Origin of the sequence: Deinococcus detaillensis, from assembly GCF_007280555.1 — a bacterium.
GTDB classification, from domain to species: Bacteria; Deinococcota; Deinococci; order Deinococcales; family Deinococcaceae; genus Deinococcus; species Deinococcus detaillensis.
The window spans coordinates 13,710-34,366 of record NZ_VKDB01000003.1 but is presented as its reverse complement, the minus strand read 5'-3'; the positions used below and the strand labels follow the sequence as shown (position 1 = coordinate 34,366).

Annotated in this window: 20 protein-coding genes and 3 tRNA genes; 16 read left to right on the top strand and 7 right to left on the bottom strand. The window is 62.1% G+C overall.

Going from position 1 to position 20,657, the window contains the following annotated elements:
* The first annotated feature begins 39 nt into the window (after window positions 1–39).
* The 6 genes from FNU79_RS04190 to FNU79_RS04165 all read left to right on the top strand — a co-directional run bounded on the left by FNU79_RS04190 (window position 40) and on the right by FNU79_RS04165 (window position 6,056).
* On the top strand, window positions 40–1,428 hold the full coding sequence (locus FNU79_RS04190) for a class I SAM-dependent methyltransferase (protein WP_143719658.1): 1,389 nt from the start codon (window positions 40–42) through the stop codon (window positions 1,426–1,428).
* A gap of 126 nt (window positions 1,429–1,554) precedes the next feature.
* The gene (locus FNU79_RS04185; RefSeq protein WP_225429876.1) at window positions 1,555–2,811 is read left to right on the top strand and encodes a S41 family peptidase; all 1,257 of its coding nucleotides are present in this window, start codon (window positions 1,555–1,557) and stop codon (window positions 2,809–2,811) included.
* A 28-nt stretch (window positions 2,812–2,839) separates the two neighbouring features.
* Window positions 2,840–3,589 (top strand): sulfite exporter TauE/SafE family protein, encoded by a 750-nt coding sequence (locus FNU79_RS04180; RefSeq protein WP_143719657.1) that lies wholly within the window; start codon window positions 2,840–2,842, stop codon window positions 3,587–3,589.
* Window positions 3,586–3,882: a hypothetical protein gene (locus FNU79_RS04175; RefSeq protein WP_143719656.1), complete on the top strand. Its 297-nt coding sequence runs from the start codon at window positions 3,586–3,588 to the stop codon at window positions 3,880–3,882. The genes FNU79_RS04180 and FNU79_RS04175 overlap by 4 nt, the downstream gene beginning before the upstream one ends.
* Window positions 3,883–3,942: 60 nt before the next feature.
* Window positions 3,943–4,842: a metallophosphoesterase gene (locus FNU79_RS04170; RefSeq protein WP_143719655.1), complete on the top strand. Its 900-nt coding sequence runs from the start codon at window positions 3,943–3,945 to the stop codon at window positions 4,840–4,842.
* 68 nt (window positions 4,843–4,910) lie between these two features.
* Window positions 4,911–6,056, top strand: coding sequence for an MFS transporter (locus tag FNU79_RS04165; RefSeq protein ID WP_143719654.1), 1,146 nt, complete (start codon window positions 4,911–4,913; stop codon window positions 6,054–6,056).
* On the opposite strand, the gene FNU79_RS04160 is transcribed toward FNU79_RS04165, so the two are convergent.
* The gene (locus tag FNU79_RS04160; RefSeq protein ID WP_185974601.1) at window positions 6,053–6,973 is read right to left on the bottom strand and encodes an acyltransferase; all 921 of its coding nucleotides are present in this window, start codon (window positions 6,971–6,973) and stop codon (window positions 6,053–6,055) included. The genes FNU79_RS04165 and FNU79_RS04160 overlap by 4 nt on opposite strands.
* Window positions 6,974–7,108: 135 nt before the next feature.
* Here FNU79_RS04160 and FNU79_RS19030 point away from each other — a divergent pair, with 135 nt between their 5' ends.
* The 3 genes from FNU79_RS19030 (at window position 7,109) to FNU79_RS04150 (ending at window position 9,812) form a co-directional block, all read left to right on the top strand.
* Window positions 7,109–7,246: a hypothetical protein gene (locus FNU79_RS19030; RefSeq protein WP_185974600.1), complete on the top strand. Its 138-nt coding sequence runs from the start codon at window positions 7,109–7,111 to the stop codon at window positions 7,244–7,246.
* A gap of 265 nt (window positions 7,247–7,511) precedes the next feature.
* The gene (locus FNU79_RS04155; RefSeq protein ID WP_143719653.1) at window positions 7,512–9,287 is read left to right on the top strand and encodes an ABC transporter ATP-binding protein; all 1,776 of its coding nucleotides are present in this window, start codon (window positions 7,512–7,514) and stop codon (window positions 9,285–9,287) included.
* Between the two features lie 30 nt (window positions 9,288–9,317).
* Window positions 9,318–9,812: a GNAT family N-acetyltransferase gene (locus tag FNU79_RS04150; RefSeq protein ID WP_143719652.1), complete on the top strand. Its 495-nt coding sequence runs from the start codon at window positions 9,318–9,320 to the stop codon at window positions 9,810–9,812.
* A gap of 19 nt (window positions 9,813–9,831) precedes the next feature.
* On the opposite strand, the gene FNU79_RS04145 is transcribed toward FNU79_RS04150, so the two are convergent.
* Window positions 9,832–10,305, bottom strand: a complete 474-nt coding sequence (locus FNU79_RS04145; RefSeq protein ID WP_143719651.1) for a hypothetical protein — start codon at window positions 10,303–10,305, stop codon at window positions 9,832–9,834.
* 107 nt (window positions 10,306–10,412) lie between these two features.
* Between FNU79_RS04145 and glcF the strand changes: the two genes are divergently transcribed.
* The 3 genes from glcF to FNU79_RS04130 all read left to right on the top strand — a co-directional run bounded on the left by glcF (window position 10,413) and on the right by FNU79_RS04130 (window position 13,862).
* On the top strand, window positions 10,413–11,690 hold the full coding sequence (gene glcF / locus FNU79_RS04140; protein WP_143719650.1) for a glycolate oxidase subunit GlcF: 1,278 nt from the start codon (window positions 10,413–10,415) through the stop codon (window positions 11,688–11,690).
* A gap of 10 nt (window positions 11,691–11,700) precedes the next feature.
* Window positions 11,701–13,134: an FAD-binding oxidoreductase gene (locus FNU79_RS04135; RefSeq protein WP_225429875.1), complete on the top strand. Its 1,434-nt coding sequence runs from the start codon at window positions 11,701–11,703 to the stop codon at window positions 13,132–13,134.
* Window positions 13,135–13,205: 71 nt separating this feature from the next.
* Window positions 13,206–13,862, top strand: a complete 657-nt coding sequence (locus FNU79_RS04130; RefSeq protein ID WP_143719649.1) for a DUF5639 domain-containing protein — start codon at window positions 13,206–13,208, stop codon at window positions 13,860–13,862.
* 51 nt (window positions 13,863–13,913) lie between these two features.
* Here FNU79_RS04130 and FNU79_RS04125 read toward each other — a convergent pair whose 3' ends face one another.
* From FNU79_RS04125 to FNU79_RS04115, 3 genes are read right to left on the bottom strand one after another with little or no spacing between them, the layout of a single operon-like run.
* Window positions 13,914–15,266 carry an SAM-dependent methyltransferase gene (locus FNU79_RS04125; protein WP_143719648.1) on the bottom strand — a complete coding sequence of 451 codons (1,353 nt, stop codon included), beginning with the start codon at window positions 15,264–15,266 and terminating at the stop codon, window positions 13,914–13,916.
* A gap of 49 nt (window positions 15,267–15,315) precedes the next feature.
* Window positions 15,316–16,353, bottom strand: coding sequence for a S66 family peptidase (locus FNU79_RS04120; protein ID WP_143719647.1), 1,038 nt, complete (start codon window positions 16,351–16,353; stop codon window positions 15,316–15,318).
* Complete coding sequence (locus FNU79_RS04115) at window positions 16,350–16,592, bottom strand: hypothetical protein (RefSeq protein WP_143719646.1); 243 nt, start codon at window positions 16,590–16,592, stop codon at window positions 16,350–16,352. The genes FNU79_RS04120 and FNU79_RS04115 overlap by 4 nt, the downstream gene beginning before the upstream one ends.
* Window positions 16,593–16,727: 135 nt before the next feature.
* On the opposite strand from FNU79_RS04115, the gene FNU79_RS04110 reads away from it, so the two are divergent.
* Window positions 16,728–16,804 (top strand) — tRNA-Pro (locus tag FNU79_RS04110).
* A 96-nt stretch (window positions 16,805–16,900) separates the two neighbouring features.
* A tRNA-Gly gene (locus FNU79_RS04105) sits at window positions 16,901–16,974 on the top strand.
* Between the two features lie 89 nt (window positions 16,975–17,063).
* Here FNU79_RS04105 and FNU79_RS04100 read toward each other — a convergent pair.
* The gene (locus FNU79_RS04100) at window positions 17,064–18,197 is read right to left on the bottom strand and encodes a type IV pilus twitching motility protein PilT (protein ID WP_143719645.1); all 1,134 of its coding nucleotides are present in this window, start codon (window positions 18,195–18,197) and stop codon (window positions 17,064–17,066) included.
* A gap of 162 nt (window positions 18,198–18,359) precedes the next feature.
* On the opposite strand from FNU79_RS04100, the gene FNU79_RS04095 reads away from it, so the two are divergent.
* Both FNU79_RS04095 and FNU79_RS04090 read left to right on the top strand, forming a co-directional pair.
* Window positions 18,360–18,436: transfer RNA gene (locus tag FNU79_RS04095), tRNA-Arg, on the top strand.
* 157 nt (window positions 18,437–18,593) lie between these two features.
* Window positions 18,594–19,175 (top strand): DUF2726 domain-containing protein, encoded by a 582-nt coding sequence (locus tag FNU79_RS04090; protein WP_143719644.1) that lies wholly within the window; start codon window positions 18,594–18,596, stop codon window positions 19,173–19,175.
* A 72-nt stretch (window positions 19,176–19,247) separates the two neighbouring features.
* Here FNU79_RS04090 and FNU79_RS04085 read toward each other — a convergent pair whose 3' ends face one another.
* The gene (locus FNU79_RS04085; protein WP_143719643.1) at window positions 19,248–20,354 is read right to left on the bottom strand and encodes a glycosyltransferase; all 1,107 of its coding nucleotides are present in this window, start codon (window positions 20,352–20,354) and stop codon (window positions 19,248–19,250) included.
* Window positions 20,355–20,657 lie beyond the last annotated feature (303 nt).

The window sequence follows — 20,657 nt, the reverse complement described above, 5'->3', positions numbered from 1 at the left end:
AATGTCGAAGGGTTTGAAGTCGAGATGGCAGAGGAAAAGATGAGGAACGAAGAGCAGCCCACCCAACCCAACGCCGCAGGCAGCGGGGCAGCCAGCCCCAAGCGCTCCCGCCTGCGCCTGCGCCTGACGCCCGCCGCCGAGGGCCACATCCGGCGCGGGCATCCGTGGGTGTACGAAAGCAGCGTGCGCGAGCAAAACCGCGAGGGCGAGAGCGGCGAGTTGGCAGTGATTTACGACAGGCAAGACCGCTTTCTGGCGGTGGGGCTGTACGACCCTCACTCTCCGCTGCGGCTGCGGGTGCTGCACGCCGGTTCGCCGCTGAACCTCGACACCGCTTGGTGGAAGCGCCATCTGGAGCTGTCGGTGCAGCGCCGCGCCGCCCTGTTCGGCCCCGATACCGACGGCTACCGCCTGATCAACGGTGAGAGCGACGGCTGGCCGGGCTTGGTGCTCGACCGCTACGCCAGCACGCTGGTGCTCAAGCTCTACACCTCATCTTGGCTGCCGCACCTCGGCCTGCTGCTGGAACTGCTCTCGGGGCGCTTCGGCAACGGCTTTTCCAACTCGGCTCCCGATTCGGCACCCAATGCAGACGTGCCGCCGCAGGCCGGGGCCGAGTCCTCAAGCTTACGGGTGGTGCTGCGCCTGAGCCGCAATACCCAGAAGCTGGCTGCCGAGCAGGGCTTCTCGGACGGCCAAGTGCTGCTGGGCGAGGATCTCAGCGGGCCAATCATCTTTCAAGAATACGGCCTGAACTTCGAAGCCGACGTGCTGCGCGGCCAGAAGACCGGCTTTTTCTTGGATCAGCGCGAGAACCGCCGGATCGTGGGCAGCATGGTGGAAAAACTGGTGCAGCAGGGCGACGGGCGGCGGGTACTCAACGCCTTTTCGTTTTCCGGCGGCTTTTCGCTGGCCTCGGCGCGGGCAGGCGCTGCCGAAGCGGTCTGCGTGGACATCAGCAAGCACGCCTTGGAGAGCAGTCGGCGCAACTTTGCTCTCAATTACAGCATGCCGGGAGTGTCCCGCTGCTTTCACCGCACCGTGCAGGCCGACGTGTTCGCTTGGCTGGGCAAAACTCTGCCGGCCGATGCCGAGACCAGCGAGCCGTTTACCCGTGAACCGTTCGATTTGATCGTGCTCGACCCGCCCTCGCTGGCCCGCCGCGAAACCGAGCGAGAGGGAGCCGTTCACGCCTACGGCCGTCTGAGCCGCCAAGCCCTTGAGCGGCTGCGGCCCGGCGGCGTGCTGATGGCCGCGTCGTGTTCGTCGCACGTCAGCGCCGAGGAATTTTTTGAAGCGGTTCGCACCTCGGCGCGGCGTAGTGGCCGCAACTGGAAAGAACTCCGCACCACCCGCCACGCACCCGACCACCACGCCACATTCACTGAGGCCGAGTACCTCAAAGCTATTTATTTGCGGGTGGAGTAATTTTCCGGTTGGCGTAGAGGTTGGCGTAAAGGCTTCATGCGGTTATTTCATAACGGCCTGAGCGCCGCCTTTGTCAATACCCCTCCATTCACACTTCGGCGGCGCAGGGCCGCGCTAGGCTAGGCCGTGTCTAAATTGAAGAACACCTTCTTGACGCTGGGCCTCGCCCTGCTTTCCAGCGCTCAGGCCAGCCCCGCCAGCGATTTGTTTGGGCGGGTCAGCGAGCTGTTTCAAAAAGAGTATTACGGCTGGTCAGAGACTGACCGCAGCGCCCTGACCGACAAATACGCCGCCGAGCTGCAAACGCGCTGCGCTCCTGAGGGTGAGGCGTGCAGCTTCGACACGGGCCGGGCCGTGCTCAAAGACATGTTCGATACGTTTCACGACGACCACACCAGCGTCCGCGACGCCGAAAGCGCTCAGCGCCTCCTCGAAGTCCAAAACGATATGAGCGTGCCGCGCACCGGCCTGCGGGTCATCAAGCAGCCGGAAGGCTTGCTGGTGGTGGGCGTGCAGCCGGGCAGTCCGGCAGAAGAAGCCGGCGTCAACCTCTATGACCTGATTCAGTCGGTCAACGGCGCGGCGGCGGGCAAAGACAAGCCGGTGGACTCGCTGGCTTTCGTGCGCTTGGAGCGGGCCAGCACCCCCATGACGCTGAGCGTGCAGCGCCCCAAGTCGGTTCTCAAGCTGCTCAGCGTGACACCGAAAATGATGAAGGCCCGCGACGAGCCGAGCCTGAGCTTTCCGAAAGCGGGCGTGGCGCTCATCAATTTTCCTACCTTCTTGTCGGGTGACAGCGCTCCACTCTTTTTGGCCAAAATCAAGGAAGCGCAGCAGGCTGGAGCCAGAGAACTGGTTATTGACCTGCGCTACAACGGTGGGGGGCGGCTCGATCAGTGCGTGGCTGCGGCCAGTATTTTTAAGCCGGTGGTCTACCAAGCCCGTTTCCGTGGCGGCGGCTGGAGTTACGGCGGCTTAGGTGGTGAGCAGGCTCCAGCCCTGAGCGCCCGGATCGATCACCAGAGCCACGTTTGGAACGGGCCAGCCGCCATTTTGATCGGCGAGAACACCGCCTCGTGCGCTGAGGTCTTTACCTTTTTTGCTCAGAAGAGCGGCGTCAAGGCCGTCGGCAGCTCCACCAAGGGGGTGGGCAACAGCGGCGTGAATTTCTATCCGCTGCCGGATCAAGGCATTTTCAGCTTGACCATGCTGCGGGCCTACGACGAAGACGGCCAGCCGCTGCCGGATCACATCACGCCGGACATCAGCGCCCCCACCGACTTAAGAGCGCTGACCGAAAGTGGCGACGACACCACCTTAGACGCCGCCCTGAGGGTGCTGAGCGACGAAACGGCGGCCGCAGCCGCAGCGGACACCAAATGAGCCGCACACCTGTAGCTAGGAGCCGCGCTTGATTCTGGCCGTTGTTGCCATCGGCCTCTTGGCAGGCGTGCTGGGCGCGATCCTGGGGCTGGGCGGCGGGGTGGTGGTGGTTCCGGCGCTGCAATTTGTTTTGCCGCTGTTCGGGCACGCCATCAGCATCACGCAGGCGGTGGCGATCAGCCAAATCGGGGTGCTGGCGGTAGGCGTGGCGGGCACGGCAGGCTACCTCCAAAAGGGCATGATTCGCGCCCGCACCGGCTACCTCCTTTCGCCTTACACCATCATCGGCGGCACGTTGGGCAGTTACCTGGGCCTGGTTCTCCCGGCCAAAGCGGTCGCCACCGTCTTCGCCTTCTTGCTGCTCTACAGCGCCTACAACCTCTTGCGCGGCCTCAAGCGGATCGAGCAGGAGCGCGAGCCGAGCAAGTTGGTGCCGCCCGCGATGGGCTTTGCGGGTATCATGAGCGGCCTGCTCGGCATCGGCGGCGGCACGGTGCAGGTTCCGGTGATGAACTTGCTGGCGGGCATTCCCATCCGCGAGGCGATTGCCACCAGCACCTTCATCATGGGCCTGACCGCTGTGGCCAACGCCCTGATTTACAGCGCGGGCGGCCTGCTCGACTTTCACTTGGCGGCGGCAGTGGCGGCAGGCATCTTGATAGGAGCGCGGGCCGGAACCAACTTGGCGACCCGCATCAGCGCCCAAAACCTCAAGGTGCTGTTCAGCGCACTGCTGATTTTCACCGCCCTGCAAATGCTATGGAAGTATTGGTTATGAGCGATAAGACAATCAGCGAAAAATCGAAGGCCGACCCTCAAAAACTCGAAACGGCGGGCCTGCCGGTTTGGCTGTTTCCGCTGGGCTTCGGCGTGGGCCTGGCGCTGCTGATCGTGGGCGTGATCTGGCCCGCTTTCGCTCGCTGGGCGGTCTACTGGCTGATGCTGGTGCCGGTGATCGCGGCGCTGTTCGTGGCAGTCAGCAACTGGCGAACAGACCGCCGCCTGAGTGTGGCAGCGCTGCTGGCCCTGTTGGGCGTGGGCTTGGTTCTGGTGGCACGCAAGTGGATTTGATGGTGGCTGCCCATCCCGAATTGATGCCCAGCTGACAAAGAAGCGTTCAGATGAGCGCGTATGAAAACCCTGCTGACCACTTTAGCCCTCGGCTTATCCTCCGCTTTTGCCGCTCCATTTAGCTTCGTGGCGCTCGGCGATATGCCTTACGGCGGTAAGCCTGAAAACTACGCCGCTTTTGACCGCTTGATTGCCACGGTCAACCGCACGGCTCCCAGTTTTACCGTACATGTCGGCGATATCAAAAGCGGCAGCACGTCTTGTGCCGATGCCGAATTGCTCAAGGTCCGCACGCAATTCAACACCTTTGAGCAGCCGCTGATTTACACTCCCGGCGACAATGAGTGGACGGATTGTCACCGCGAGAAAGCGGGTAAATTTAACCCACTCGAGCGCCTTGCTTTTCTTCGCAGCAACTTTTTTGATGGCAAACAAAGTCTTGGCAAAACGCCCATGCCGCTCACGACGCAGCCGAATTACCCTGAAAATTCGCGCTGGACTAAGGGCGGCGTGGTGTTCACTACGCTTCATGTGATTGGCAGCAACAACGGCTTGGAGCGCACGCCGGAAATGGCCGCCGAATATTTTCCGCGCAACGCCGCCAATCTGGCCTGGCTGCTTCAGGCGTTCGCGCAGGCCAAGAGCAGCGACGCCAAGGCCGTCGTGGTATTTGCCCAAGCGGATTTGTGGGACCCGGCCCCGCTCTCACCGACCAGCGGCCTCATCGACACCGTCAACGCCCTGCGTGAGCAAGCCAAAGCGTTTGGCAAGCCGGTATTGTTCGTACACGGCGACTCGCACGTGACCCGCTTGGATCAGCCGTTCAACACCTACGACGACAGCAGCGCTCCAAATTTCTGGCGATTGGAAGTGCCGGGCGATCAGCGAGTGGCGGCCATCAAAGTCACGGTTGATCCTGAAGACCCTGCCGTCTTTGCCTACCGCTTGTTGCTGCCCTAAGCCGCAGGTTTGGTTGGGCCGCAACTGGTGAAGTGAACTCTGTCCGGACAACCCCCTAAACTGATTGCATGTCATCGGCTGCCCTCGCCTCCACTCCTCCAAAAAGTCTGGCCCTGCTCGGCCTCAGCGCCTTTTTGCTGCTGGGCCTGATTTACCCGGTGCTCGGCCCAGCGCTGCCGCGACTCAGCGAGCAGTTCGAGTTGCGGGCAACCGGCGCGGCCCTGCTGCTCAGCTTCAACTCGGCGGGCGCATTTTTAGGGGTGGTGCTCACGGGAGTGATTTCAGGGCGGCTCTCGCCTCAGCGCCGCTCACTGATCGCCGTGCTGGTTCTGGCGTTCAGCAGCGTGGCGCTGGCTTTCGCGCCGAGCTTCGTGCTGGCGCTGGCAGCGGTTTTGGCGCTGGGGTTTGGCTTCGGGATGCTGGATTTGACCATGAACGTCTGGATTTCCACCAGTTACGGGGGGCGCAGCGCGGCCGTACTGAACTTGCTGAGCGCCAGCTTCGGCGTAGGCGCGGTGCTGGCTCCGCTGGCAGTGGGCCTAGCGGGGGGCAATTTCCGCGTGCCGCTGCTGTGCTGCGCCGCGTTTGCCGCCGCCTTGCTGGTGCCGCTCCTGCTGACACCTTCCCGCACCCTGATAACGCCCGCCGCGCTCACGGCTGCGCCCGCGACTCAACAGTCCCGCTGGCTGCTGGGCGGCTTCGTGGTGCTGTTCTTGCTGTACGTGGCGGTGGAAAGCGGAGTGGGGGCCTGGGAAGTCACCCACCTGAAAGCCACCTTGCCGCTCAGCACCGCGCAGGCCGCTCAGCTTTCGGCTCTCTTCTGGGTCAGCTTCACGCTGGGGCGGCTGATTTCCGCGCCGCTGGCCCTGCGGCTGGCCCCCGCGCCGCTGATGATCGCCGCGCTGAGTCTGGCCGCGCTCAGCTTGGCGCTGGCCAGCGTTCCGGCGTTCGCGGCGCTGGCTTACACCCTCACCGGCCTGTTTCTGGCTCCGGTCTTCACGACGGGCTTGGTGTGGCTCACCCGCGTGATGCCGGGCGGAGCCGCGCCGACCTTCGTGTTTGCCGGATCGTTCCTCGGCCCGGTGCTGTTCTCACCGCTAATCGGCACGCTGCGCGACGCTTTTGGCCCCGTCGCCATTCCGCTGACCTTGCTGGGCATCACTTTGGCGGCGCTGTCCCTAGTGGTGGGCCTCAGCCGCCGCTTGAGCGCTTAGCGTTTGCCCGCCACAAAACCCATTCTTGGCGACAACAGCACTTCCTCTGCTTCTTCTACCCGCTTGGTTTGGTTGGGCGTCGGCTCTGGAAACTGAGGGTTGGCTTTGCGGGCGGGCTCAGGCGCGAAGGTGCGCGAATCGATGCCCTCCACTGGCCCCGCTTCCCGAATTTTGAGGCGGGTGGTTTTGGCGGGCAGCCCCATCGCAATGCCGTGCGGCTCGATGTCGCCGCGCAGCAGGGCGTGGGTCGCCAGTATGGCGTCGTCGCTGACCACGCTTCCGGCCAAAATGGTGGAGTGGTAGGTCAGCCGTGCGCCGCGCCCGATCACCGTTTTGCGCAGGGTCACGTCGGGGCCGTCGAGCACCGAGTGGGTGTGGCTGTAGATGTTGACGTAATCGCTGACCGACGCGCCGTCATGCAGCTCGATGCCGCCGATGTCGTCGAGCAGCACGTTGCGGTGAATGACCACATCGTCACCGACTTCCATGTTGTAGCCCACCGAGAATTCCACATTCTGCCAGCACTTGAAGTCGCGCCCGACGGATTTGAAAATGTAGCCTGCCAGAATGCGCCGCAGCGGAATGCCGAACAGAGGATTGTGGCCCAACGGCGTCAGGTCAACGCTTTTCCACAGCCACAGCAGCGGCTTGACCCGCTGAAATTTGGCGTCGTCGGTGGCCATGTAGTACTCAGATTCAAAAGTGACGTTGCGCGAATCGAGATTGAGAGCGGCCATCGGCGCGTCGGCTTCTAGGGCGGCGTAGGAGCGGCCATACATCAGCTCGGCCAGCAGTTCGCGCACCAATTCCGGGCGCGAGGTGGCCGGGTCACTGAGTTTGGCTTCCAAGTCAGCGAAGAAAGCCGTGTAAGCGCTCTCAGCGCCTGCGGGGGTGAGGAGCGGTTTGAGCCAGGTCATACCGGCGAGTCTAGCAGCGCCGAACCGAGGAGGAATCTGGTTTGTTTACAATTTTGGTCAACTGGTTGGGGAGAGGATGGAGTGAAGGCGAAACATCATTTATGGACGCGCGTAACTACTCACAGCCTTGACAGTGTGACGATCAGCAACGTTGAACATCTCCAGCGTTTTGAGCAACTGCGCTGCACCTTGTCCAACGTTTCAGATGATGAAACCGAACGCTCGCAGGCCGCTGCCCCGGCCCGAGCGTGGAGCAGTTTTGTCACTCCATAACTTGCCTTTCAAACCATACTCTAAGCCTATTGGCCCATGCCCGCACCCCGCCTCATGGCTATGCTGAGCGTAAGACCAAGCTTTAGGAGACTCACCATGAGAAGCCACGTAACGCCCGCCCCGAACCAAATCGCCACTTTCCTCGGAGGACGTTACACTTCATGCCTATCCCTCAATTCTCACTGCTACACGGGTGGAAGTTCACCCATGTTGTAGCCGTATTTCCTGGTCTATTCACCGTCTCCTTCTCTCGCTGGGCGTGCCGATGATTCCGCCCGTCACGCTACCGCTACTGGCCCGGCTGAAAACCTTTGCCTCGTATTACCGCCCTTACCGCCGCATCCTGATTCTGGATTTGCTGTGTGCCTTCGTGGTGGCGGGTATCGCCCTGATCTTTCCGCTGTGCGCTGGGTACGTGACCCGCACCGTACTGGGAGAGGCTGGGCTGGGTGAAACTGGCCCGCAGGCGCTGGCCGACCTGACCCGCGTGGGCGTCTTTATGCTGGGGCTGGTGGCGCTCCATCTGATCTGTAATACTTTCGTGGATTACCAGGGGCACGTCATGGGCACGCGCATGGAAGGCGACATGCGGCGTGATTTGTTCCAGCATCTACAGTCGCTGCCCTTCGGTTTTTACGACTCGCAGCGTACCGGGCAACTGATGAGCCGCCTCACCAACGACTTGTACAACATCGGCGAACTGGCACACCACTTTCCAGAAGACCTGCTAATTGCGCTGCTGAAATTTGTGGGCGTATTCGTCATTCTCGCGAGCATCAATCTCAACCTGACGCTGCTGCTGTTCGCCTTCTTGCCACTCATGGCGGCCTACGCGGTCTTCTTCAACATTCGCATGAACGCCGCCATGATGCGGAGCCGGGCGCGGATTGCCGACGTGAATGCGCAGGCCGAAGACACCTTGGCAGGCATCCGCGTGGTGCAGTCCTTTACCGGAGAGGCCACCGAACAGCGCCGTTTTGACGCCGAGAACGCCCGCTTCGTGGACAGCCGCCGAGCCGAATACCGCGCCGAAGCGTATTTCTATCAGGGCATGACCGCCTTCTCGCAACTGATGCTGATTGCCGTGCTGTCTTTCGGCGGCCTCGCCAGCGTGCGCGGGGCGCTGCGGCTGGATGAACTGGTGACGTATCTGCTGTGCGTGGGCCTGCTGCTGGAGCCCGTCTCGCGGCTGGTCAACATCGCCCGGCTGCTTCAGGAAGGGGTCACGGGCTTTGAGCGTTTTCTGGAATTGATGGCGGTTAGCCCCAGCATTCGGGACGCGCCGCAAGCACTAGAAATCAGGGACGTGCGCGGCGAGATCACCTTCCAGCACGTCACCTTTCGCTACGGCCCTGACCAGCCGCCCGCGCTACAGGGCATCAACCTGAGTATTCAGGCGGGTGAGTTCGTGGCGCTGGTAGGCGCGTCCGGGGTGGGCAAGAGTACCCTCTGCGCCCTGATTCCGCGCTTTTACGAGGTCAGCGAAGGGCAGATTTTGCTGGACGGCACACCGATCACTGATCTGAAATTGGAGTTCCTGCGGCGGCAGATCGGTGTGGTCCAGCAGGACGTGTACCTGTTCGCCGGAAACGTGCTGGACAATATCCGCTATGGACGCCCCAATGCCTGCGAAGCCGAGATCCGGGAAGCCGCGCGGCAAGCCGGGGCGCACGATTTCATTGCGGCGCTGCCAAATGGCTACCACACCGACATCGGTCAGCGCGGCGTGAAACTGTCCGGTGGGCAAAAGCAGCGCCTGAGCATCGCGCGGGTGTTCCTCAAAGACCCGCCCGTGCTGATCTTCGACGAGGCCACCAGCGCCTTAGACAACGAATCCGAAGCGCTGGTGCAGGAATCGCTGGAGCGTCTGGCTCAGCGGCGCACCACACTGGTCATCGCGCACCGCCTGTCCACTGTACGGAATGCCGGACGAATCCTCGTGCTGACCGAGGACGGCCTGACCGAACAGGGTACCCACGCCGAATTGATGGCTCAAGGCGGCGTCTACGCCCGCTTGCAGGCAACAGGACTGCGGCTCTAGACCTTCCAGAAGACCCGCTATCATGCCCGCATGACCGACAGCGCCCTAATTTTGCGGCCCGCCACCCGTGAGGATGTGGGGTTTTTGCAGTCCCTCTTGCCGCGTTTCATATCGTTCGGCCTGCCCTTAGGCCAAGACGAAGGCGCGGTGCTGGCAGGCGCGACTCAGAATCTGCTGTCCGCCCTGGCTGCGCCGCAAACCGACAGCGCTCTGCTGATCGCCTGGGTGGAGGAAGAAAACAAGTCCCCCCGCCGCGCTGGATTTTTGCGCTTAGACACCGAGCGCCCGCTGTTCGGCAAACCGTTTGCTTACTTGGCTGACTTGGCGCTCGCGGAGTGGGCCGAGGGGCTGGGCCTAGGCCAGATTTTGCTGAGCGAGGCCGAGAACTGGGCCAGAGCGCAGGGCTTGAAACACATCCAACTGCACGTGTTTGCCACCAACGCCCGCGCCCGCAAGTTGTATGAACGGGCGGGATATAGCGAGGCCACGCTGGGACTGGTGAAGGTGTTGAAGGGGAAGAAATAGATTACAAATCAGAATTGACTTAAAGACTTGGAACTACTTTGATTGAAAGCAACACATTGCCGCCGATACCAGCAGACCCTATTCTTCTAATACCAAATGATCCACTTATAAGCTGATTCGTTGTGAGCGAAGCATTTGCGCCAACAATAACACTGACGCTCGCTGTTGATCCCGTAAATGTAGATGTAGTGCGCCGGATTACGACATTTCCACTGTCTGCCACAAAAAGGATATTGGCGTCACTCTGGGCTTTTGCCTCCGCCTGTTTTGCGAATAACTCAAAAGTTGCTGAAGTGGGAACACCCGTAGTATCCAGCGCAAGGTCTATCTGAGTTGTTGACCCACGCGCCAGAGTCACGGCTTTATAAGGCCCACTGGGTTGAGTAGGGCCATTTATGACGAAGGGGCACATCCCGGAATCAATACAGTTTGGGCAACCGGAAACAATGAGAGGTGTCAGGAGAAAAGCACCTATCAAGAGAAGTTTCTTCATAAAACCAAATTACTCAAAATCCAACCCCCACCCCGCCAACTTGTCTTGCCCGCCGCACTGTTTGCCCGCCCGCCGTGTGCCATCCTCAGAGGCATGAGGGCCACGCCATGAACCATGACATTCCCGTCAGCCAGATCGGGCCGCAGGGCGAAATCATGGCCCACGCCATCGAGGCCTGCGTCCACTGCGGCTTTTGCCTGCCCGCTTGCCCCACCTACGCGCTGCTGGGCGACGAGATGGACAGTCCACGCGGGCGCATCTTTTTGATGAAAGAAGTGCTGGAAGGCGGGCTGCCGCTGTTTGACGCTGCACCGCACCTCGACCGCTGCCTCGGCTGTATGGGCTGCGTCACGGCTTGCCCCAGTGGAGTGCCCTACGGCGAACTGATCACCAGTTTTCGCGGCTGGAGCGAACCACAGCGCTACAGAAGCGCTTTTGACAAAGCCAAGCGCGTGGCCATTTTGAAGGCGCTTCCGGCTCCAAAGTTGTTCAGCGTGGCCGCCAGAATCGGCCAGTACGCCAAGCCGTTCGCGCTGCTGCTGCCCGATGCACTCAAATCGCCGCTCGATCTGTTGCCCGAACATGTTCCGGCCATGCTGGATTTGCCGAAGTTCACGCCAGCGCAGGGAACGAAACGGGCCAGAGTCGCCTTTCTCGTCGGCTGCGCTCAGCAGGCCCTCGCGCCCAACTTCAACGCCGCCACGCTGCGAGTGCTGGCCCGCAACGGCGCGGAAGTGATCATTCCGGAAGGTCAGGGCTGCTGCGGAGCGGCGGCGCTGCATACCGGCGCAAGGAACGAGGCTTTGAAACTCGCCCGCAACAACATCGCGGCCTTCAACCCCGATGAGTACGACGCCATTCTCAGCAACGCGGCGGGCTGCGGGGCGGGCCTGCGCGAATACCCCGAGGTGCTGCACGGCCTCCCCGACGAGGCGGCGGCCAAAAAGCTGGCAGCCAAGGTCATGGACATCAGCACTTTTCTGGCAAGGTTAAGCGAGGACGGCGGGCTGGAGCCGTTCATACCCGCTTCCAAGCCGATCAAGATCGCTTACCACGACGCTTGCCACCTCGCCCACGCGCAGGGTATCCGCGCCGAACCCCGCGCCTTGCTGAAACTGATCCCCAACGTGAGCTTGTTGGAAGTGCCGGAGGGTGATCTGTGTTGCGGCTCAGCGGGCACCTACAACTTAGAGCAGCCCGAACTCGCCACCCAGCTCGGTGAGCGCAAGGCCAGAAATGTGCTGTCAACGCAGCCGGACATGGTCGCCAGCGGCAATATCGGCTGCCACACCCAGATTCAAAGTCACCTCAGACGGCAAGGCAGCGGGGTGCCGATTCACCACACCATCGAGATTTTGGACATGGCCTATCAGGGGCTGCTGTGAAGGGGACAGTGTGAGTCTGTTTAACAGACGGAAACCGGAAAAATTAGCTCTGACGGCCAACTCGCCCGTCAGCAAACCGCGTTCCACCGAAGCGCCGAGCAGTCCGCTGGCCTTAGAGCTGACCCGCTTGCTGGGGCCACAAAAAGTGCTGAGCGCTTACGCTGAGCGCCTCAACTACCGCTACGACGCCATTTTGGTCGGCGAGACGCCCCTATGCGTGGTGCTGCCAGAAACCACCGCCGACGTGGTGGCAGCGGTACGGGCCGCCAAAGCCGCTGGCGTGCCGATCGTCGGGCGTGGCGCGGCCAGCGGCCTCTCCGGCGGAGCCGCGCCGCTGCAAGAGTCGCTGGTCATTTCATTTACCCGCATGACCAAACTCACCATTTACCCCCAGCAGCGTGAGGCCAGGGCGCAGGCGGGCGTGATTACTCTGGCGGTCAGCGAGCAGGCCAGACCCCACGGCCTGATTTATCCGCCAGATCCGGCCAGTTTCCGCACCAGCACCATCGGCGGTAACCTCGGCGAAAACGCGGGCGGGCCGATGTGCTTCAAGTACGGCGTCAGCGGCGATTATGTGAGGGCGCTGGAATTTGTGGACGTGGACGGCGGCGTGCACGAACTCAGGCGCGACGCTTTTGATCTGGCGGGCCTGCTGATCGGCTCGGAGGGCACGCTGGGCCTGATCACCGAGGCCACTCTGCGTCTGACCCCGCCGCCCAGATTCACCCGCACCCTGATGAGCCACTTTGCCGAGGTCGGGCAGGCTGCCGAAGCGGTGTCGCAGGCGATTGCAGCGGGCGCAGTTCCGGCCAAGCTGGAATTTATGGACCGGGCTTGCACCAACGCCGTGGAAGACTACCTGCAAATCGGCTTGCCCCGTGAAGCCGAGGCGGTGCTGCTGGTCGACACCGACGGCGACGACCTGGCAACGGTGGAAGAGGAACTGGCGCTGGTAGAAGCCGCCTGCCAGGATCATGGCGGAACCGTGCGCCGCGCCGCCGACGACACCGAGAGCGCCGCACTCTGGCGGGCCAGACGCAGCATCAGCCCAGCATTGGGCCGCATCCGTCCACAGCGCATGAACGAGGACATCGTGGTGCCGCGAAGCGTGCTGGCCGAGGTGGTGCGCGAAATCCGGGCATTGGGCGAAGCGTCGGGCTTTCGTCTGGTGCAGTTCGGGCACATCGGCGACGGCAATCTGCACCCCAACATCTTGTTCGATCCGCGCACCGAGAGCAGCGAGAAAGTGCATGAGCTGGCCTATCAGGTGGCGCAGGTCGCCATCCGGCACGGCGGCGTGCTGAGCGGCGAACACGGCATCGGCGCCATGAAACGCGATTTTATGCGCGACGCGGTGGACGCGGTGACGCTGGAAGCCTTGTGGGACGTGAAGCGGGCGCTCGACCCTGAGGGAATGCTGAATCCGGGGAAGATACTGCCCTGAGTGTGCAGCAAGTCTCCTGACACTCAACATCTCCTCTGTTCCCCATAGCCACCCATACGGAGGCCCACCCTATGCCCATTCTCAAACTCAGCGCCGCCGACCAAACTTTAGTTGCCAGTGGAGACACCGATCTGCTGGAGATTTATGAATCGCTTCCGGCTGGCCTGTATCCGCCCTTTCCGCCAGTGGAACTGCCCGGCGGCTTAAACGGCCTGCTCATTCGTGGCGGGTTCGCTCAGAACTTTTTTTTTGCGGGCGAAATTTTGGGTGTCACTTTTCAGGCTCCCAGCGGACGCACCATCAAAGCGGGCGGACAAGTCGTCAAGAACGTGCAAGGCTACGACCTCACGCGGTTGTTTGTCGGCTCGTTCGGGCTGCTGGGCGTTGCTCAAGAAGTCACCTTGCGGCTTCGGCCCGGTTTGGCCGCACGCCATGTCAGCCGGCCAGGGGCGATGGCCAACCTCTCCCCTGGCCGCGCCCGCTTTATCTGGGAAGTGGAAGGCCGCACCCACCTGATGCACTTCGGCCACGCCCGGGAGGTGGCCGCCGTACTGGCCGAGTTCGGCGGCGAAGAGGTCAGCGCCCCGCTCGATCTGCGCTCCCTGTTTGCTGCTGGGATGAGTCCGGGCGATGGCGGCCCGGTGCGCGACTTGCGTTTCGGCTGGCTGAGCGGCCTAGCGCAGCCGGACGTGCCGCCCCTCTTTCAGAAGGTGGCGGCAGCGCTGTAAAAACGGCGTGTGGAAAGGCAGCTGAAAAGGTCGCTCTCTTTGCACGTCACTTTACTGGTACAAATCCGCCCGGCTTCTCGGCAGTTCCACCCGCCGTCCGGCGTCCGGCTTGGCCAGCAGGGTTTGGAAAATGGAGAGGTGTCCGGCGCTGAAGTAATACACGCAGGCGTTCAGGTAAATGCGCCACAGGCGGTAGCGCTCCTCACCCAGATGGGCCAGCGCTTCGGCTTCGTGGGCCTCCAGATTTTTGGCCCAATGCCGGGTGGTCTGAGCGTAGTGGTCGCGCAGGTTTTCCACGTCGCGCACTTCAAACAGCGCTTCCTCGGCAAACTTCTGGGTTTCCCAGATCGGCAGCAGTTCACCGTCTGGGAACACGTAGCGGCGGGCAAAATTGCCGGATTGCAGCAAGTTCGACACCTTGGCCTGCCCCAGCCCCGACGAGATGGCATGGTTGAGCATCAGCCCACCGGGGCGCAGCACACGCATGGCGGTGGCAAAATATTCAGCCATATTTTTGCGGCCCACGTGCTCGGCCATGCCGATGCTGCTGATCTTATCGAACGGCCCCTGCACGTCGCGGTAATCGCGCAGCTCCAGGCTCACCAGGTGATCCAGCCCGGCAGCCGTGACCCGCGCCTGGCCTTCCTGCAACTGCGCCTCGGACAGCGTGACGCCCGTGACCGAGACGCCGTAGTGTTGCGCGGCGTAGATGGCTAATCCGCCCCAACCGCAGCCGATGTCCAGCAGCTTTTCGCCAGGTTTGAGCCTCAGCTTGCGGCAGATCAGTTCCAGTTTGGCAGCCTGGCCTTCGTCCAGCGTTTCGTCACCATTGGGAAAATAGCCGCACGAATAGACCATCCGCGAGTCCAGCCACAGTTTGTAAAAGTCGTTGGACACGTCGTAGTGGTGGGCAATGGCGGCCTTGTCGCGCTCACGGCTGTGAGTTTCGCCTTCCAGGCTGGCTTTGGGCGCGGGCGGCGGCGCTCCGGCTCCCCGGCGCAGCGTTTCGTAGTCGCGCAGCATGGCGGGCACGGCGGCCCAGCCCGGCGCGGCGTCGAAGGTGTCGGCCAGTTCCACCACCGCCGAGAAATCGCCCTCGATGTCAAAGTCGCCCCGAATGTAGGCTTCGCCCAGCGCCACATCGAGGGGCAGCCGCAGCATTCGGCCCAGCGTCTTGGGGCTGTTGAGGATGAGTTTGGCGTCTTCTCCTGCGGTGGCGGGCAAAGTGGTGCCGTCCCACAGCGTGATGGAAAAGCGGCGGCGCGTGGGCAGACCGGCCCCAAGCAAATTCAGCGCGGCGTCGCGGACTTGCCCAGCGGTGGCGGCGGGGCGGCGGCGGGCGGCAACTACGGCAGCAGCGGTGAGCGCTGCGGCGGTGAGGGCTGCGGTACGACGTTTAGACATGCGGGCATGATAACGGCTGGGGGTGGGGAACGGAGGTTTGACCACCGGCCTAACTCACTGCGCTCTCCAACACGCTGAACGTTCCCGCCACCGGGTCGAGCTTTGCCCGCGCTCCCAGTGGCAAAGTAAGTTGCGGGCTGGTGTGGCCGAACTCCACGTTCGCCAACACCGGCAAGTCTTCTCGCCCCGCTTCCCACAGCACCTTTTTGATCCAGCCGTAAAGGTCTTGCACCATCTGGGGCGTGTAGCCTCTAGGCCGCGCCCACACCAAGCCAGCGGCATTTTGCAAGATGCCCTGCACGGCAAAATTCCGCAGCCAGTAGCCGACCTGAGCAGGCGGCGGCACGTCTTCGCTGGTTTCAAAAGCCAGAATTGCTCCGTACCACAGCTCCGGCTCCGGCCAACCAGACGTGCCGTTCAGCATATCCAGCACTTCCAAACAGCCGCCGATCAAGTGGCCCTCGGCGGGCCGCTCGCCTTGCAACCACGTCCAGCCCTCAGAGGACGCAAATTGGCGCGGGGTTTCTTGCAACTCCGGCAGCCACGCTTGGCGCTGCTCCGTCCAAGTCGAGTTGGGCTGGACGGTAAACGGCACAGCTGCTATCGCCGCTTGGCTCACACCCCGCGCCACGTCGGGGTGGATACCGCCATTTTCGGCCAAGTCAGTGAGCAGGGCGGGGCCGTAAAAAGCGTGAACACCGGCCCGCAGAAACTGCATCAGGATGATGCTGGCATCCGAAAAGCCCATAAACACTTTGGGATGAGCGCAAATCAGCTCCAAATTCAGATACGGCAGCAGCCGCACACTGTCGTCACCGCCAATGACGCTCAGCAGTCCAGCAATTTCAGGGTTTTCCAGCGCCCAGTGCAGATCGTCGGCGCGGGCCTGCGGATTGCGGTATAGATATTCTTCGCCGCGAAGAGCGTTGGGTGCGGGCACGATTTGCCAGCCAAACGCGCTTTCTATTTGGCGCTTGCCGGCTTCATAGCGGTGCATCACCTCGGTTACAAAGCCACTGGATAAGCTGAGAGCTGCCACTTTGTCGCCAGATTTGAGTGCGGCGGGGCGAATAAACTGGGGTGTCATTGACTCCAACCCGCGTCTTGCCAACCCGCATTTTGGAGCAGCGCTTGGCACCGCGCCCGCACCCGCTCGGAAGGGTGCAGCAGCCCCGCCCTCAGGAGTTGCTGCGGCCTGCCCGCATCCTGCAAGGCTTGGACGGCGGCGGCAACGGTTCCGAGATGCGCTGAGCCGAGATCGTCCAGCACGGCGCGGGTCAGGGGATGCAGCGGGGCCGGAGGCAAAAAAACAGGAATGAGCAACATGCCTGAGCTTACGCGCCGCGCCGACGTGCAGCGAGAGCCAAGCGGCCTAACACCCACTAAGCCGAATAGACGGGCACCAACGAGCAGGCTTGTGATTGGCGCGAACTCTGCTATACTCCTTTCTGCGCGTGGTGACGAGGCGTAGCGCAGGCTGGTAGCGCACTTGGTTTGGGACCAAGGGGTCGCAGGTTCGAATCCTGTCGCCTCGACCAATGTCACGCGCATGGGCGCTTACAGGGTCAATTCTGCTGGGTTAGGGACTTGGCCCTGAGTGCTTAAATAGCTGGTGCTTAGATGGCAGGGTTTAAGCGAGATTGGTGTAGTGGTAGCACAGCAGCCTTCCAAGCTTCTGGCCTCGGTTCGAATCCGTGATCTCGCTCCACGAACAAAGCTTCGCAGCAAAAAAATGGCCCCCGCTTTGGGGGCTTTTTGCTGATCAAGTGCTGGCGCTGTACTGACTCGGAGGCGGTCTTAACTCGCCGCCACTTCGATGGGCCGCGTAGCCTGCGCCGAAGCATAACTGATCTGCATCAATTTGATCTTGACTTCGTGGGGGCGGGTGGCGGCTTGCAAGGCGTCCTCGCGGCTGAGCTGGCCCAAGCGCACCAGTTCCACCAGATGCTGATCGAAGGTCTGCATCCCGTGCAGCGAGCCTTCCTCGACGGCCTGCTTAATTTCCTCGAATTTGTCTTCCTGCTTGAGGCACTCACGGATGGTGGACGTGCCGAGCATCACTTCTAATCCCAGCACCCGCCCGCCGCCGACTTTGGTCAGCAAGCGCTGGCTGACCACGCCCACCAAGCTCTCGGACAGGCCCTGCCGAATCTGGTGGCGCTCGTGCGGCGCAAAAAAATCGATGATGCGCGTCACCGTCCGCATGGCGTCCATGGTGTGCAGGGTGCTGAACACCAGATGGCCGGTTTGCGCTGCCGAGAGGGCCGCTTCGACCGTCTCCTTGTCGCGCATTTCACCGATCAAGATCACGTCGGGGTCTTGGCGCATCGAGGCCCGCAGGCCCGCCGCGAACGAGAGGGTGTCGCTGCCGAGTTCGCGCTGAGAAACGCTGGCCCGCTTATCCGGGTGCAAGATCTCAATCGGATCTTCGAGCGTCAAGATGTTGACTGGCTCGTGGGCGTTGATGTGATCGATCATCGAGGCCAGGGTGGTGGTTTTGCCGCTTCCGGTGGGGCCAGTCACCAAAATCAGGCCGCGCTCGTGGGCCACCAGCGACTCGAAGGTGGTTTGCGGCAGGCCGAGCTGCTCGAAGGTAGGAATCGGTTTGTCTTCGATAACCCGCATAATCATGCCGATGGAGCCGCGCTGATAATAAGCGTTGACCCTAAAGCGGGCCAGGCCCGGCACGCTGTAAGCAAAGTCAGCGTCGCGCCGCACAGTGAATTCGCTCCATTGATCGGCGCGGGGCAGCATCAGGCGGGTAAACTGCTCCATTTGTTCGGCGCTCAGGCGCTCGGCCCCGAAGCGGCGCAGCTCTCCGCAGACGCGCCCGCTGGCTGGGCTGCCCGCCCGAAAGTGAACATCGCTGGCTCCGGCTTTGACGATGAGGGTGAGAAGTTCGTGCAACACGTCTTGAGAAAGCGCTTCCATCCTGAGAGCGTAAAGAAACACGCCTCACGCAACTCTGACGGCGGGCGAGCTTGAGGAGCGGACGAGGGCGCAAAGCATCCAGACTTCAAAACGTGGCGCAGAGGTGCTACAGTTCTTCGGTCGGGAACGTGGGAACTTTCGAGTTTTCAGCACCCCAAATATGCACCCTTAGCTCAGATGGATAGAGCAACCGCCTTCTAAGCGGTCGGTCGCTGGTTCGAATCCAGCAGGGTGCACCACCAGCACGGCAATGCAAAAGCCCACCGTAAAAAGTGGGCTTTTGCGTTTTCGGCTGACGCTTGGAGCAGTCAAGTTGCTCAACTGGGGCCGGCGTGCTGACCGAGCTGTACTTGCCGTACTTGATTGTGTGACTCATCCCCACATAGCCTAGCCAGCATGGAATTTCTTGCCTTGCTGCTGTTGGCAGCCGTGATCTGGTTTGTTGCCTGGTTCCGGCGCAAAGCGGCCCGCAAGCCTCAGCCGCGCAAACGTCTCCGGTCAGCGCCCTCCGGCAAAGTTGCCGCAGTGAGAACCACAGCCGGAGGAACCACAGCCGAGGGGAGTCAAATCCCAGCCAGCTTCCCCGTTCAGGCCAAGCAGTATTTTTTCAGCCGCAGCGAAGGCCAGTTTTACGAAACCTTGCTGGAAGCCTTGCAAGGCGGCCCCTACATCGCTTTTCCCAATGTGCGCCTCAACGACCTGATGATGATCAAAGCCAGCGGCGGCGAGCGCCAAGCCGTGCTGGGCCGCCTGCGAGACAAGCACGTTGACTTTTTGATCGTGGCCCGCGCTCAGTACAGGCCGGTGCTGGGCATCGAGCTCGACGGCGCGTCGCACGAAAACGACCAGCAGCAGTACCGCGACGCCGTCAAGGACACCTTGTTCGCCAGTGCGCGGTTGCCGCTTTTGCGGCTCGACGCCCGCCGACTCTACCGCCCCGCCGAGTTGAGCAAGCTGCTTAAGTCTGCGCTTACATGAATGCCGTTGCCTCGTCAGTCAATTTTATTCGTCGACGCCAAGATTCAGCAAGTCGAGGCGGGCCTGCTCCGCTTACTTCTGCACGTACGTCCTGCCCTTCCAAGTCACCCGCTTGCCGAGGGCGCGGCGGTAAGCCGGAAGCGCCAGCAGCGGCGTAACCGGTGCGAGCAACCCCTCCGCCAAATCCAGCGGGCGGGTGCGGCCCGTCACTCCGTTGACCAAGCTGCGCTCGAGGAGGCCCAGCAGCCGCAGCCAGCGCACCGCAGGCAACACCGAAGCGGGCAATACCCAGGGTAGAGCGTAGACCGCCAAATGCCACAGGCCCGACAAGATCAGCAGCGGGCGCGAGTGCAAATGGATCGCCAGGGTATTTTTACCGAACCCCTCCACCGAGGCCGGATAACTGCCGTACATGGTCACGCCGATGCACTCCGCACCGAGGGCCAAGCCCAGCCGCCCGCCCTGCGCTTTGAGGCGGCGGGCCAGTTGGGTGTCTTCCAGAATCTGGGTGCGGACGCCGCTGTAGCCGCCAATGCGCTCATAGGTGGCGCGGCGAAAGGCCATCAGTTGGCCGTTGCCGCTGCTAAGGCTCGGCTGCGGCCACTGGGTCATCGGGTAGGGCAGGTAGCACAGCATCACCGCGTCCACCAGCGGCGTCAAAACACGAGCGCCCAGCGTCAGGCGCTCGGGGCGGGGCAGCACGCTCAGCAGGTCGGCCTGCTTGCTCTCCAGCTCGTGCAGCACTGCGCCGAGTGCGCCCGCCTTCCAAGCCACGTCGGCGTCGGTAAAAATCAGAATATCTCCGCTGGCCGCTTCGCCAAGCTGCTGACAGGCCCACGGTTTGCCGTACCAATCCGGCGGCAGAGGTTGGCCGCAAATCACCTTCGCGCCCAGTTTGCGGGCCACCTGCGCGGTGCCGTCACTGCTGGCGTCGTCGAGTACGATCACTTCGTCTGCGCCCTGCGCCAGCATTCCCGGCAAGCTGCGCGGCAAGTTATAGGCCTCGTTGCGGGCCGGAATCAGCAGCGAAACGCGGGGCCGCCGGGTGGGGGTCGGCCTCGCGCTCAGCCTTGGAAAAGTCAGGGCGTTGGTCAGCAGCACCGCACCTTTGACGGCGAAGAATCCAAAAGCCGCGCCCAGATACAGGCGTTTAAACAGGTGAGCGGACAGGCGGGCCATCGCCGAGCAGTCTAGAGTGATGGGTCAAGGGCAAGGTCAAGAAGAAAGACAAATGGCATCATCCAAGCTAGAATTGTTCTACACATCACACTTAATATACCTATGATGTGTTGGCCGTGACTCACTCCGAGCCTGACCTGCTTGAGCCTGCCACGCCCCCAGCACCTCCGTGAAAGCTTCGGTGCAACCTTCCCCTTCCCGCTCCACCAGTCGGGCAAATACTCGACGCGGCGACACCTAAACGTAAACGGAGGCCCAGCCGTAGAGAATGTGGAAGGAGTCGGCAGAAGCGCCGCGAAGACA

What these genes read in the sequence shown, in the direction of transcription:
- FNU79_RS04190 (WP_143719658.1), top strand. Translation starts at nt 40, where the DNA reads ATGAGGAACGAAGAGCAGCCCACCCAACCCAACGCCGCAGGCAGCGGG.
- FNU79_RS04175 (WP_143719656.1), top strand. Translation starts at nt 3,586, where the DNA reads ATGAGCGATAAGACAATCAGCGAAAAATCGAAGGCCGACCCTCAAAAA.
- FNU79_RS04170 (WP_143719655.1), top strand. Translation starts at nt 3,943, where the DNA reads ATGAAAACCCTGCTGACCACTTTAGCCCTCGGCTTATCCTCCGCTTTT.
- FNU79_RS04165 (WP_143719654.1), top strand. Translation starts at nt 4,911, where the DNA reads ATGTCATCGGCTGCCCTCGCCTCCACTCCTCCAAAAAGTCTGGCCCTG.
- FNU79_RS04160 (WP_185974601.1), bottom strand. Translation starts at nt 6,973, where the DNA reads ATGACCTGGCTCAAACCGCTCCTCACCCCCGCAGGCGCTGAGAGCGCT.
- FNU79_RS04155 (WP_143719653.1), top strand. Translation starts at nt 7,512, where the DNA reads ATGATTCCGCCCGTCACGCTACCGCTACTGGCCCGGCTGAAAACCTTT.
- FNU79_RS04150 (WP_143719652.1), top strand. Translation starts at nt 9,318, where the DNA reads ATGACCGACAGCGCCCTAATTTTGCGGCCCGCCACCCGTGAGGATGTG.
- FNU79_RS04145 (WP_143719651.1), bottom strand. Translation starts at nt 10,305, where the DNA reads ATGAAGAAACTTCTCTTGATAGGTGCTTTTCTCCTGACACCTCTCATT.
- glcF (WP_143719650.1), top strand. Translation starts at nt 10,413, where the DNA reads ATGAACCATGACATTCCCGTCAGCCAGATCGGGCCGCAGGGCGAAATC.
- FNU79_RS04130 (WP_143719649.1), top strand. Translation starts at nt 13,206, where the DNA reads ATGCCCATTCTCAAACTCAGCGCCGCCGACCAAACTTTAGTTGCCAGT.
- FNU79_RS04125 (WP_143719648.1), bottom strand. Translation starts at nt 15,266, where the DNA reads ATGTCTAAACGTCGTACCGCAGCCCTCACCGCCGCAGCGCTCACCGCT.
- FNU79_RS04120 (WP_143719647.1), bottom strand. Translation starts at nt 16,353, where the DNA reads ATGACACCCCAGTTTATTCGCCCCGCCGCACTCAAATCTGGCGACAAA.
- FNU79_RS04115 (WP_143719646.1), bottom strand. Translation starts at nt 16,592, where the DNA reads ATGTTGCTCATTCCTGTTTTTTTGCCTCCGGCCCCGCTGCATCCCCTG.
- FNU79_RS04100 (WP_143719645.1), bottom strand. Translation starts at nt 18,197, where the DNA reads ATGGAAGCGCTTTCTCAAGACGTGTTGCACGAACTTCTCACCCTCATC.
- FNU79_RS04090 (WP_143719644.1), top strand. Translation starts at nt 18,594, where the DNA reads ATGGAATTTCTTGCCTTGCTGCTGTTGGCAGCCGTGATCTGGTTTGTT.
- FNU79_RS04085 (WP_143719643.1), bottom strand. Translation starts at nt 20,354, where the DNA reads ATGGCCCGCCTGTCCGCTCACCTGTTTAAACGCCTGTATCTGGGCGCG.